Source organism: Pasteurella bettyae CCUG 2042 (genome assembly GCF_000262245.1).
Lineage (GTDB): Bacteria > Pseudomonadota > Gammaproteobacteria > Enterobacterales > Pasteurellaceae > Basfia > Basfia bettyae.
This window is the reverse complement of record NZ_AJSX01000007.1, coordinates 272,273-284,783: the sequence shown is the minus strand read 5'-3', so window position 1 is coordinate 284,783 and position 12,511 is coordinate 272,273. Positions and strand designations below refer to the sequence as shown.

The following is a 12,511-nucleotide window of genomic DNA, read 5'->3' as shown; positions in this document are numbered from 1 at the left end:
CTACAAGCCTACAAGCCTACAAGCCTACAAGCCTACAAGCCTACAAGCCTACAAGCCTACAAGCCTACAAGCCTACAAGCCTACAAGCCTACAAATAGCTTATTATCTAAATATCAACCTTGCAAATTTATTTGGGGAGGTTGTTAATGGCTATTTTTAAAACTGAAGATATTGTTAGAGATGAAGCAGGAAAAATTCTTGGTTTTGACCATAATTTAAAATCTACAACTTTAGGGATTGGAGTCGGGCAACTTACGACATTCAAACAACTCGGTTTTAAATCAGATAAAAAGCCTGATGGATGGTATTTACCTAGTAATTCTAATGATGTCGCAATAATTCTTGAAACAAAAAATAGTAACGAAGACATTAAAAAAGAAAAATGGATTGATGAATTATTTTCTAATATAGACATTATTTCAAGTAAATATAAAAAGATTATTGGTATTCTCTATAATGGCTATAATGTTGATGTATATAAAAATAAAGAACTAATCAATACAGCTAAAACTCTTCAAGATAAACAATACTATATAGATCTATTTAAAGATAACAGCATAGACAAAAATAAAATCTATTCTTTAACTAAAAAAATTAATGATTTATTACACTTCAAATTCGGTATTAAAAATTTGTATCATCGAATGATTTTTACTGCATCCGCATTAGTGGTAGAACGATTTGGCGGTAATTTAGATGCAATTAAAAATAACGGTTATGAGCCATTTCGTAATAAAATTTACGATACATTAGCTAAGTCATTGCAGGAACATCGCAGGCAAAATCTAAAAATTGATATTTTGCTTGAAGTATATAGCGAAATTAGAATGAATGTCGTGGAAAACCAAGATGACATCAATTCTTTTATTGATAGTGTGATTGATATTTCCCATTCTGTTAATTCCAATAATTGGAATGGCGAAGATGTAATGGGGATTTTCTTTAATGAGTTTAACCGCTATAAGAAAAAATCTGAGAGTGGGCAAGTATTTACCCCTGAGCATATTACCTCTTTTATGTATGACTTAATCGGAGTTAGCCATAACGATAAAGTGCTAGATGCCACCTGTGGTAGTGGCGGATTTTTAGTGAAAGCAATGGCAAATATGATTAAAGAAGTGGGTGGTATAAATACTATTGAAGCAGAAAATATCAAGAAAGATCAGTTATTCGGTATAGAGTTTGACAGAGAAATTTTCGCGTTAGCCTGTGCCAATATGCTCATTCATAAAGACGGAAAAACCAACCTAGAGCAGCTAGATACAAGAGAAACACAAGCTTGTGAATGGATAAAATCCAAACCAATAACTAAAGTATTGATGAACCCTCCGTATGAGCGTAAATATGGTTGTAAAAAAATTGTAGAAAATGTACTTGAAAATGTGCCAGTAGGGACAAAATGCGCCTTTATCTTACTGATAAAAAACTGGAAAAAGACAAAATGAGCAATTTGCTCAAAAAACATACTCTAGAAAGTATTATTAAATTACCTGAAAATCTATTCGATGCAGGCGTTACCACCAGCATTTTTGTATTTGAAGCAGGCAAACCGCAGAATAAACGAAAAGTTTTTGCTTGCTATATGGAAGATGACGGCTTGGAGCGAGTGAAAAACCAAGGGCGACACGATATTAAAAATCGCTGGGCTGAGATTGAACGCTATTGGCTAGATGTAGTATTGATGAAAAAAGACGAAAAATACAAAACACATCAATGGTTAGATCCACTCGAATGTTTATCATATCAAAAACCACAAAAAGAATTTGAGATCTTTGAAGAAGATTTCAAAAAAGTCATCTTAGACTATATCTTATTTGAAGATGGTATTGATGTGAAAACCTTTAATGATAATCTGCTCAATAAAGTTTTATACCAATCAGAGATCGAAAATAATAAGCTCGTATTAAACCTAAAAGGGAAAAGCAATGAATAAATTAAATATTTCAGGTTGGAAAGAGTTTGTTATTGGCAAATTATTTGAGATTAAACGCCCTGATAGTCGGAGTATTAAACAATATGAAGATGGCTCAGTACCTTTTGTGTCATCAGGCAATTTTAATAATGGTATTGATAAATTTGTTACACCTTTCAGTGATGAATGTTTAGATAGAGGTAATTGTATAACGATTAGTCCTGTTGATGGTAGTTGTTTTTATCAACCAACAGATTTTCTTGGTCGTGGGGGAGGGGGAAGCTCAATCATTTTGCTATATAACGATAATCTTAATGAAAAAAATGGTATGTTTATAAGTACAATTTTAAGAAAAACATTAAGTAGACTTTATGAATATAATGATATGGGAAGTTCTAATTCAATTAAACAAGAAAAAATAAAATTACCAGCTACGGCGAACAATCAACCAGACTGGGAATATATGGAGAACTACATTAAGCGGTTATATTTTATAAAGAGAGGTGGTATTTCTACCGTTGTAAACTATGTAGGAAAACCAACAACAAAACGTGTAGACATAACAAAGTGGGGAACTTTTCAAATTGGTGAATTATTTGAAATTAAAAAACCTGAAGTTATCCACTCAAAAAATGTTCAAGAATGTAATTTGCAAAATGAATCTGATAGCATCCCTTATGTTGTGAGAACAAAATTTAACAATGGAATAAAATGCAATATTATTAAGACATCAGAAATGCAACCTACAATATCAGGCGTTATTTCATTTGGAGCAGAAAATACCGTTTTTTTCTACCAAGAGAAAGAATTTGTCTCAGGTAGGGATATTTATTATATAGACACAAGTTATTTATCTAAAAACACTTGTTTGTTCTTGGTAGCTTGTTTGAATACTATTACTCATAAATATTCATATAATAATGGACTATTTCCAGACTTACTTAGAAAAGAAAATATTTCCCTACCCATAACTAATCAAAATACTCCAGATTGGAAATATATGGAAGACTATATAAGCTGTTTATTTCAGCAACAAAATAATAGTTTACAACAGCTACTTTAAAATATATATAAGCAATCCCTTTCGGGATTGCTTTTTATTCTTGCAAATCGATCAAGTTTCGATCTAAAATACTGCCTACTTTAGGCAAATCTTCTCGTTTGCTTTTTCATATTTAATTCGTTCAACCAATTTAGCAAGAGAAATATGACTTATTGACTATAAAACAATAAGTTGGAGCTTGATTATGTACGTTGAACGAAAAGATGAAAAACAACAAGAAAAAAACATCACCTCTCTTACTTTCTGCACTTCGCAATCTCTCTGCGTTAGCTATTTACGATTTATCAGATACCGAAATACTCATTCTTCTTAAAAATGCTCGTTGGGGAAATTCTCATTGTTTTCATACTGTTCAATGTCCTCGTTGCCAGATTGAGCATAAAGCCTATTTTATTTCTTCTCGTAAGCAATGGCAGTGCAAACATTGCCAACATCGTTTTTCTGTAAAAAGTGGTACGATTTTTCAGCACACTAAACTTTCCCTAAAAAAGCTACTGTTATCGGTTTATTATTTCACTATCAATAGTAAAGGGATTTCTGCTCTTAACTTATCTCGTCATATTGGCGTGCAATATAAAACGTCATGGGCATTACTACATAAATTCCGTGAAGCAGTTGAAAAAACGCAAGATTACACACCACTCACGGGCATTATTCATATTGATGGTTGTTATGTGAATAACTACCTTCGACCAAAAAATTTTAAACATAAGCGAATTGATAGACGTAAGAGATGTCACCAACGTAAAGACAAATCCTGCGTTATGGTTTTCCGTCAACAAGCTACAAATCAGGAAATAATAAAAGGAGCAGACCGCACACTCGTTGCGTTAGTTAAAGAGGAAAATGCTGATGATATGTTTGCTTTAACACATCGCTTAGTCGCACCAAAATCTACAATTTGTGCTGATGAAAATCCTGCTTATGATGGCTTGGCATTTCACTATGACTTATGTCGCGTAAATCATTCGCAAGAATATTGCTCGATTGACGGCACCACCAATAACCTAGCTGAATCCTTCTTTGCGAGATTTAGAAGAATGATTATGGGTGTGTATCATAAGATGGGAAATAATTACATGATGCACTACGCGACTGAAGCCGCATGGCGTGAGGATTTTCGTTACCAGTCAGATAAAGACAAATTCGACAACGTATTAAAACGTTGTTTGAAAGCCAGACCTTCACGAGATTTAACTGGCTACTGGCAGGGAAATAAGAAACCTACGGCAAAATTCGGATTGGAAAGTTTATGTATGGAAGCTTCAAATGATAGCCAATATCTTGCAATTGCATAAATGCATAATTAAATAAAAAAGCAATCCTATGAGGGATTGCTTTAGTTTATGTAAGATTAGAGCTTATTATCTACATTTTTGAAAAAATAAATTCAGCTCTTGAACTTCTTCTTCATCCCATTTCATTTCGGCTTCAGGAGACGGGGCATCAAATGAAGCTTTTCCTGATGAAAGAGCAAATAAGTCATTTCTTATTTCTGGATCATTTACATAATCTTTCAGAGGATATGGCATTGTTTGGTAAACTTGTTTTTTCATAACAAATCCCTCCCTTAGTAGTAAATTAAATAATTGGGACAATTCTAATTGAGTTGAACTGATATTATTATTTCTTGATTGTATATCAAAAAACTTTTCTCTTCCACCAGTATAGAGATCGGTAACACAAGCGTCCTTTACAGCTTGTACAGCACATTTATTGCTTCTCCAGCTTCTGATTGCATCACGAGTGCCTGAACCAGAAAAAATAACTTCCACTACATCCTTTGATGGTAAAGTAAACGAATGATTCCTTTTAAAATGAGTATCATCAACAAAATTATACGCTATGATACTAGCTCCTTCAGGGGACGGCATATCACCAATACAACCATTATTAATCCAGATTTTAGACTATCTATTACCGATGCATTCCCTGCAAAAACGGCTAACACCTTATCTGTGTAGCAAATCTTATCATAACCTGAATCATCTATGTAATAGAAAAAATCATCAGTTTCATAGGACCACCTAGAATCACACGCAAAAACTTTCGAATCAGGCAGTAAATTACAAACATTTGTTGTCATTTTTATATCAAGCAAATCATATAAAGGGAACTATACTACGTTATATATTCAAAATGTCAATTATTATTAGCTATTACTAATAATTTTAAATAAAGGCTATTAACTTCGTAAAGTATTAAGTTCAACAAAGATAAAATCTATTAATAATGAATAATAAGACAAGTTGGTTGAAAAAGGCTTAGTAGTTTAGAACATTTAGCGAAAGTAATCAGTATCTTATGTTACCTCGCTATCAACTTGTCTTTTATGGAACGTATGAAATTACTGATAATCAAGTCTTGGTCGCTATCTTTGAAATACAATTTACCGATGAAGTGTTTGAAACCGAAGATGGGAAACTTTATCAGATGCTTTCTATTATTAGTAGTTTTGCAGAAGATAAAATCTATCTACGTTGCCCGACTAAAATTAGAGAACACCTCACCCAACCTGAATACGTTGCTCTCTGCGAACAGGCTTATCCTGCAATGATGGAACAAATGTTGCTAGAGGAGCAACGAGAAAGACTGTTTAGAAGAAAACGGAAAAGTGAGTAATGGAAAAATAAGTAGAATTCTGTAAAATACATTTATTAAAAATAATGCCCTTATCGAAATAAGGGCATTTTTGTATGGTTTTGTTTAAATTTTCGGTCTTTGTGCAACTGCTAAATAATACCGGACATTTTAGTCAACGTTACGCCAATTGGGATGAAAGGTGGAAAAGAAGAATTTGATCTCGCCTTTCCTGAAAATCTCATTCAGCAAGCTCAAACCGCTTTTGATGTGGTGGCGATTCCTGCTGAAACACCATTTATCCAACTTGCTCAACAGCAAGGTAAACAAACTATTTCTGGTGCTGAAGTAATTGTGCTACAAGCCGTCGAACAATTTGAGCTCTACACAGGCATTCGACCTGATGATCAATTAGTTGCTGAAGCCGCTGCTTTTGCAAGGGCAAATAGTTAAGGCTCAATAAAAAAGGCGTTTTAATTCAAAACGCCTTTTTCGTTTATTGCATATTAAGAATTTTTTGCAAGCCACGGTGAGATAAATAGCAGAAAATAAAACACATCACCGCACCACACATGATGGTATAGAATCCACTACTCCAACCAAATTTATCTACAACAAAACCAAACAATGTTGTACCAAATGTGGAGCCAACGATATAACTCATAAATCCACGTAACCCTACTGCAGATCCTAATGCAAAACTAGGAATAACTTCCATTGCTTGTACTGCAACCATCGATTGAGGAATATAGACCAAACACCCAACTATTGCAGAGAATAAAATAATGGCAAAAATAGATTCTGAGTTCATGTAGCCGAATACACAGAAGAAGACAATCGTCATACAAATCATTGGTAAATACATAATTTTTCCACGGAAAAATTTATCAATTAACCATCCAGCAATGAGTGTTGATGGAATAGCTGCCCATTCAAAAATCATAAATGCAGTGCCCATATCTGTTTTAGTAAGACCTTTTTCTTTAAGAAGATAAAGCGGAATCCAAGTTAACATACCAAAACGAACCATATAGGTGAAAATATCAACACCAACGAGATACCAAGAATTAGGGTTTTTAACGACAAATTTATAAAAAATTTGGAATGCAGTCATGTTTTCTGGTTTTTCAGATAAATGACCTTTTAATTTTGTATTAACCGTTTCTTCGTTATACATTTCCTCAACGGTTGGCAGTCCTTCTTCAGCAGGACGGCGTTTCACAAAAAATAACACAAGGAAAACACCAATTAAGGCAATGATACTCGGTACAACATAAGTAGAAATTTCCCATTGTTCAGAACCGAGATAAGCAAGACTAGCACCTACAATAGGAGCCACAATACCACCACCTAAATTATGTGATACATTCCAAGTTGTACTTGCTCGCCCACGTTGGCTACGTGGATACCAATATCCAACAGTAATAATTGAAGGACCAACCCCCATTCCCTGGAATACCCCTAATAAAATGACTAATCCTACGAATAAATAGAAGCTTGTTGAGAACCCCATCATAATATTAATAAGAATACAAAGAAGAAGCCCTAAAGCCATAAAGTAGCGAGGATTAGCTTTATCTGCCAAGATACTCATTGCGCCTTTGCTACACCCGTATGTAATCAGCAAAGAGGATGTCAGTAAACCAATTTGCGTCTTAGAAAGCTCTAATTTTTCTGCCAGATAGGGAGTGGATAGGACGAAGTTATTACGGACAATGTAGTAACACATGTAACCAATAAAAACACCGATAAGAGAATGAAGCTGATATTTTAAATATTTACTTTTGATTTCGGTTGAATAACTACTATTCATACCATTCATTCTTGATGAAAGATTTGTTGTACTGCTCATAATGAATCCTTTCTAGTAAAAATACTGTTTAGAGTTTTAGAATTTTAATGAAAAAGGAGAGCGAATTTTGTGACGCGCATCACATTTTTGCAGCATTTTGAAAAAAAATTAAATATTGAGATAAAAATATTTTCAGAGGCGAAATAGCAGAATTCACTTGTTTTAATATGGTAAAAAATAAAGGCGTTTTTATTAAAAACGCCTTTTACACATTATGCTAACAATTTTCTTGCTGCTTCCACTACCACTGATACTGCCTTATCTTCCGTATCTTTCATGGTTGCTTCATTTGGAATTTCTTGTTGTGTACGGTTCACAATCACACCTGCCACCATACCTGCTCGTAAGCCAAGGGCATTACACATCGTAAATAATGTGGCTGACTCCATCTCATAGTTCATCACATTGAGATCTTGCCATTGTTTTAACAAGCCTTGGTAATCACGATATACTTTACCACTGTAGGTATCATAACGTTCTTGACCTGGATAGAAAGTATCTGAAGAGGCTGTAATTCCTACAAATGGCTCAATACCTTTTTCTTTAGCCGCATTGAAAAGTGCCGTGGTACATTCAAAATTTGCCACTGCTGGATATTCAATTGGCGCAAAGTGACAGCTTGCACCATCAAGGCGGACTGCACCCGTTGTAACAAGAACATCACCTACATTGATATGTGGTTGAATTGCGCCTGTTGTACCAATACGTAAGAATGTACGTACGCCAAGCTGAGCCAGCTCTTCCACACAGATAGACGTAGAAGGACCACCAATACCAGTTGAACATACGACTACCGGTTGACCATTTAAATAGCCTAACCAAGAAGTGTATTCACGTGTGCTTGCAAGAAACTCAGGATTATCAAGCTTCTTAGCAATACGTTCACTACGCGCTGGATCGCCCGGCACGATAGCTAATGTGGCACCTTTTAATTGTGCTTTAGTCAGGTTTAAGTGAAATACATCAGACATAATCATCTCCTTTTTATCATTCTTGCCGCAAAGTGCGGTCAAATTTTCGTTATTTTTTCAATGCCCCTAAGATACCACGCATGATTTGTTTGGTCACTTCATTACGAATATTGCGACCGACTGATTTTGCCACGCTATTCACAATTTGTTCTGTCGAAGAAAGTTTATCCCCGCGTTTTTGTGTTCCAAAAATCATACGGCTTAAGCGACCAAATAAACCGCTCTCTTCCTCTTGCTGCGCTTGTTCGGCTTGTTTTTGTTGCACTGCTGCTAAATCCGCTTGCACATTTAACACTTCGAAAGCTGACTCATTATCCACGTAATCTTTATAAAATGCATAAAGATCATCGTCTTTCACCCACGCTGCTCGCTCTTCTTCAGTAATCGGTGCAAGTTGGCTTTTTGGCGGATAAACATACGCCACTTCAACGGGCGTTGGCATGCCTTTTTCATCTAAGAATGAAATTAATGCTTGGCCCACACCTAAAGTTGAAATGGTTTCAACCACATTGACAGCAGGATTTGAACGGAACGTTTCTGCTGCGGATTTCACCGCTTTTTGATCGCGTGGCGTGAAAGCACGTAATGCGTGTTGAACGCGGTTACCTAATTGGCCTAACACGGTATCCGGTAAATCTAATGGATTGTGGGTTACAAAATAAATCCCTACCCCTTTAGAACGGATTAAACGAACCACTTGTTCCACTTTGTCCACCAACACACTCGGTGCGCCATCAAAAAGTAAGTGTGCTTCATCGAAGAACATCACAAATTTTGGTTTATCTGGATCGCCGACTTCCGGCAATTGCTCAAATAATTCAGACATTAACCAAAGCAAGAACGCACTATACATTCTTGGGGAATTAATTAATTTTTCAGAATTTAAAACATTGATCACACCACGACCATCACGGGTTTGTAACCAATCTTCAAGATTTAATGCCGGCTCACCAAAAAGATTGGTCGCCCCTTCATTTTCAAGTGTCAGTAAGGCACGTTGAATCGCCCCTACACTCGCGGCTGAAACATTACCATATTCTACTTGGAAGGTTTTTGCATTCTCTGCCACAAATTTAAGCATTGTGCGTAAATCTTTTAAGTCAATGAGTAGCAAGCCTTTATCATCTGCAACACGGAATACGAGGTTTAATAAGCCTTCTTCGGTTACGTTTAAATTTAATAAACGGGAAAGTAATAATGGCCCCATCTCAGAAATCGTGGTGCGAAGTGGGATACCTGTTTCACCAAATACGTCCCAAAATGACACAGGATAACCATTTAAATAACTCTCGCCACCTAAATCAAATTGCTCAATGCGTTCTGCCACTTTGCCACTGAATGTGCCAGCTTTGACTAAACCAGACAAATCACCTTTTACATCGACTAAAAAGACTGGTACGCCATCATCACTGAACGCCTCCGCCATTTTACGTAATGTTACGGTTTTACCCGTCCCTGTCGCCCCAGCGATCAGACCATGACGGTTTGCCATTTTTGCGGTAATGCCAAGGGTTTGACCTTGTTCGGTACGTGCGAGAGAATATTGCATAAAGATTCTTTTGTTTTGTTGGTTTTATTTAAGACGAATGATAAGGAAAAAACGAAGTGCGGTCAAAATTTAAGTGATTTTACGGTATAATTTATCAAAACTAACTCAAAGCAGGAAAAATAGATGTCAAACGCAAAAATTCTTATTATTAAAACAGGATTGATAGAAACCTTAACGTTCCCTTATGGCAGCTCATATGAAAGTGCTATCCGTAAAAAACCGGTACCGATGGTAAAAGTGCACACGCTTGGTGCAGAAGGTAACGATGTTGGTTTAAAAGCCCATCACGGTGGTGTTGATAAAGCCTTGTTTTTTATGTCTGATGTGTCTTTCGACGCTTTAAACGAGCTGCTTGGTGAAAAGTTTGATTTCCACGGTAGTGCCATTTACGGTGAAAACTTTGTCGTATCAGGCTTACATGAAGATAATGTTTGTATAGGCGATCGTTACAAAATTGGCACTACGCTTTTAGAAGTCTCTCAACCACGTAAACCTTGCAAACGTTTATCTCATAATACCAAGAATGAGAATGCAAGAGAGGTTATTCATCAATCAGGTTGGACAGGCTGGTATGTTCGCGTGATCGAAGAAGGTGAAATTCATCAAGGCGATGAACTCATCTTGCAACATCGTCCTTATCCAGAATGGACAATTCGTCGTTTAAACACGCTACTTTCTGCTCCTTCAAGTGTCGCAGAATTAGAAGAAGCCTTAGCCATTGAGGAATTAGCGCCAGCGTTTAAACGTTCTGTTAACTCACAATTACGTAATTTACAGCAGGCGGCCTAAAATGTCGGCTAAAACGACCGCACTTTGTCCGTGCCAATCTTCGCTTTCTTACGAAGATTGTTGCGGACGCTTTCATTCAGGCAATATGTTTCCAGAAACAGCGGAACAACTTATGCGTTCCCGCTATTCAGCATTTGTGCTCAAAAATATTCCTTATATCGTGCAAACCACTGTGCCAAGCCAACAAACCTTATTAGATGAAAAAGCCCTGCAAGATTGGGCTAATGAAACGCAATGGCTCGGTTTAGACATTATCAAAACAGAAACCTTAACCAAAACACAAAGTACGGTTGAATTTAAAGCACATTTTCAAGGCAGCGAACAGCCGCAAGTGCATCACGAATATTCTCTTTTTGTAAAAATCGATGGACGTTGGTATTTTGTGGACCCCACTGTGCCGCTCCCAAGCAATAAACAGCCTTGTGTTTGTGGTTCAGGGAAGAAATTTAAACATTGTTGTGGAGGCTTGCTCTAATGACCTTAACCTCTTTTCTCGCATTATTCTGGCAGCGTTCTCAAGAAAATAAATTAACGCAAGCCGCCGGTTCACTCACCTACAGCACCATGCTCGCCATTGTGCCATTAATTATGGTAGTGTTTTCAATTTTCTCCGCCTTTCCCGTTTTTAACGAGGTAACAGGTGCATTGAAAGAATTCATCTTCACCAATTTCGCCCCTTCCGCGAGTGATGTTGTGGGACAATATATTGATGAATTCGTCCATAATTCCAAGCAAATGAGCGCCGTGGGAATTGTGAGTTTGATTTTAGTGGCATTAATGCTCATTAACTCTATCGACCGTACACTCAATGGCATTTGGCAAGACACCAGTAATCGCCCGATCTTTACTTCATTTGCCATTTACTGGCTCATTTTAACGCTCGGTCCGCTTTTAATCGGTACCAGCATTGCGGCAAGTTCATACGTCAAATCTGTATTTGTGCAATCGGAAACGCTCTCTTTTAGCTTAAAACTACTCAGTTTTGTGCCATTTCTTTCTACTTGGTTTATCTTCACGCTTATTTATATGGTCGTGCCAAATAAGAAAGTCAGCATCAAACATTCTGCCGCAGGTGCATTAATTGCGGCAATCTTCTTCACTTTAGGGAAACAAGCTTTTACTTGGTACATCACCACCTTCCCATCTTATCAATTAATTTATGGCGCCATGGCAACACTGCCGATCATGTTATTGTGGATTCAAATCAGCTGGACGGTGGTGTTATTCGGTGCACAGTTAGCTGCAGTGCTTGCAGAAGTGCAGTCAATGAATCAAACAAATTTAGAGGAAGTAAAATGATTGCATTAATCCAGCATGTGACTCAAGCTAAAGTGGAAGTTGAAGGTCAAATTGTGGGACAAATCGGCAAGGGATTATTGGTTTTATTAGGCGTGGAAAAAGAAGACGACCAAGCCAAAGCAGATAAGCTCGCTGAGAAAGTGTTAAATTACCGTATTTTCAGTGATGAAAATGACAAAATGAATTTAAACGTGCAACAAATCGGTGGCGAAGTGCTTGTGGTATCCCAATTTACTTTAGCTGCAGACACACAAAAAGGGCTACGACCAAGTTTCTCAAAAGGTGCCGCACCAGCATTAGCTAACGAATTATATGAATATTTTTCGCAAAAATGTACAGAAAAAGTGACCGTTGCTAACGGACAATTTGCAGCAGATATGCAAGTGAGCCTCACCAATGATGGCCCAGTTACATTTTGGTTAACTGTATGAATAAATAGAAAAACCGTTATTTTTTCAGATCTCAGGAAACTCTTTCTTTGATCGCATTGTCGTAT

At 36.7% G+C, this 12,511-nt stretch carries 13 protein-coding genes and 1 pseudogene; 10 read left to right on the top strand and 4 right to left on the bottom strand.

The window, feature by feature from the left end:
• The first annotated feature begins 146 nt into the window (after window positions 1–146).
• The 4 genes from HMPREF1052_RS11565 to HMPREF1052_RS02500 all read left to right on the top strand — a co-directional run bounded on the left by HMPREF1052_RS11565 (window position 147) and on the right by HMPREF1052_RS02500 (window position 4,273).
• The gene (locus tag HMPREF1052_RS11565; RefSeq protein WP_005759184.1) at window positions 147–1,445 is read left to right on the top strand and encodes an HsdM family class I SAM-dependent methyltransferase; all 1,299 of its coding nucleotides are present in this window, start codon (window positions 147–149) and stop codon (window positions 1,443–1,445) included.
• Complete coding sequence (locus HMPREF1052_RS11560) at window positions 1,442–1,933, top strand: N-6 DNA methylase (RefSeq protein ID WP_256593593.1); 492 nt, start codon at window positions 1,442–1,444, stop codon at window positions 1,931–1,933. The genes HMPREF1052_RS11565 and HMPREF1052_RS11560 overlap by 4 nt, the downstream gene beginning before the upstream one ends.
• Window positions 1,926–2,975, top strand: a complete 1,050-nt coding sequence (locus HMPREF1052_RS02505) for a restriction endonuclease subunit S (RefSeq protein ID WP_005758947.1) — start codon at window positions 1,926–1,928, stop codon at window positions 2,973–2,975. Before HMPREF1052_RS11560 ends, HMPREF1052_RS02505 begins: the two co-directional genes overlap by 8 nt.
• Before the next feature lie 203 nt (window positions 2,976–3,178).
• Window positions 3,179–4,273: an IS1595 family transposase gene (locus HMPREF1052_RS02500; protein ID WP_005759262.1), complete on the top strand. Its 1,095-nt coding sequence runs from the start codon at window positions 3,179–3,181 to the stop codon at window positions 4,271–4,273.
• A gap of 66 nt (window positions 4,274–4,339) precedes the next feature.
• On the opposite strand, the gene HMPREF1052_RS02495 is transcribed toward HMPREF1052_RS02500, so the two are convergent.
• The gene (locus HMPREF1052_RS02495; protein ID WP_040596171.1) at window positions 4,340–4,849 is read right to left on the bottom strand and encodes a hypothetical protein; all 510 of its coding nucleotides are present in this window, start codon (window positions 4,847–4,849) and stop codon (window positions 4,340–4,342) included.
• A gap of 430 nt (window positions 4,850–5,279) precedes the next feature.
• Between HMPREF1052_RS02495 and HMPREF1052_RS02490 the strand changes: the two genes are divergently transcribed.
• Together HMPREF1052_RS02490 and HMPREF1052_RS02485 are read left to right on the top strand one after the other, a co-directional pair.
• Window positions 5,280–5,597, top strand: coding sequence for a hypothetical protein (locus tag HMPREF1052_RS02490; protein ID WP_005759102.1), 318 nt, complete (start codon window positions 5,280–5,282; stop codon window positions 5,595–5,597).
• Between the two features lie 123 nt (window positions 5,598–5,720).
• Window positions 5,721–6,008: pseudogene (locus HMPREF1052_RS02485) on the top strand (shikimate 5-dehydrogenase); the annotation flags it as partial.
• Between the two features lie 43 nt (window positions 6,009–6,051).
• On the opposite strand, the gene HMPREF1052_RS02480 reads toward HMPREF1052_RS02485, so the two are convergent.
• The 3 genes from HMPREF1052_RS02480 to HMPREF1052_RS02470 form a co-directional block, all read right to left on the bottom strand.
• Window positions 6,052–7,407 (bottom strand): MFS transporter, encoded by a 1,356-nt coding sequence (locus HMPREF1052_RS02480; RefSeq protein ID WP_005758911.1) that lies wholly within the window; start codon window positions 7,405–7,407, stop codon window positions 6,052–6,054.
• A 212-nt stretch (window positions 7,408–7,619) separates the two neighbouring features.
• A complete protein-coding gene (udp, locus tag HMPREF1052_RS02475; RefSeq protein ID WP_005759059.1) occupies window positions 7,620–8,378 on the bottom strand; it encodes a uridine phosphorylase in 759 nt (252 codons plus the stop codon).
• A 49-nt stretch (window positions 8,379–8,427) separates the two neighbouring features.
• Window positions 8,428–9,927: a helicase HerA-like C-terminal domain-containing protein gene (locus HMPREF1052_RS02470; protein ID WP_005759271.1), complete on the bottom strand. Its 1,500-nt coding sequence runs from the start codon at window positions 9,925–9,927 to the stop codon at window positions 8,428–8,430.
• A 123-nt stretch (window positions 9,928–10,050) separates the two neighbouring features.
• Between HMPREF1052_RS02470 and HMPREF1052_RS02465 the strand changes: the two genes are divergently transcribed.
• The 4 genes from HMPREF1052_RS02465 to dtd are packed head-to-tail and all read left to right on the top strand — an operon-like array spanning window position 10,051 to window position 12,446.
• The gene (locus HMPREF1052_RS02465; protein ID WP_005758864.1) at window positions 10,051–10,716 is read left to right on the top strand and encodes an MOSC domain-containing protein; all 666 of its coding nucleotides are present in this window, start codon (window positions 10,051–10,053) and stop codon (window positions 10,714–10,716) included.
• Window position 10,717: 1 nt separating this feature from the next.
• Window positions 10,718–11,191 (top strand): YchJ family protein, encoded by a 474-nt coding sequence (locus HMPREF1052_RS02460; protein WP_005759031.1) that lies wholly within the window; start codon window positions 10,718–10,720, stop codon window positions 11,189–11,191.
• Window positions 11,191–12,015 (top strand): virulence factor BrkB family protein, encoded by an 825-nt coding sequence (locus HMPREF1052_RS02455; RefSeq protein ID WP_005758941.1) that lies wholly within the window; start codon window positions 11,191–11,193, stop codon window positions 12,013–12,015. Before HMPREF1052_RS02460 ends, HMPREF1052_RS02455 begins: the two co-directional genes overlap by 1 nt.
• Window positions 12,012–12,446, top strand: coding sequence for a D-aminoacyl-tRNA deacylase (gene dtd / locus HMPREF1052_RS02450; RefSeq protein WP_005759064.1), 435 nt, complete (start codon window positions 12,012–12,014; stop codon window positions 12,444–12,446). The genes HMPREF1052_RS02455 and dtd overlap by 4 nt, the downstream gene beginning before the upstream one ends.
• Window positions 12,447–12,511 lie beyond the last annotated feature (65 nt).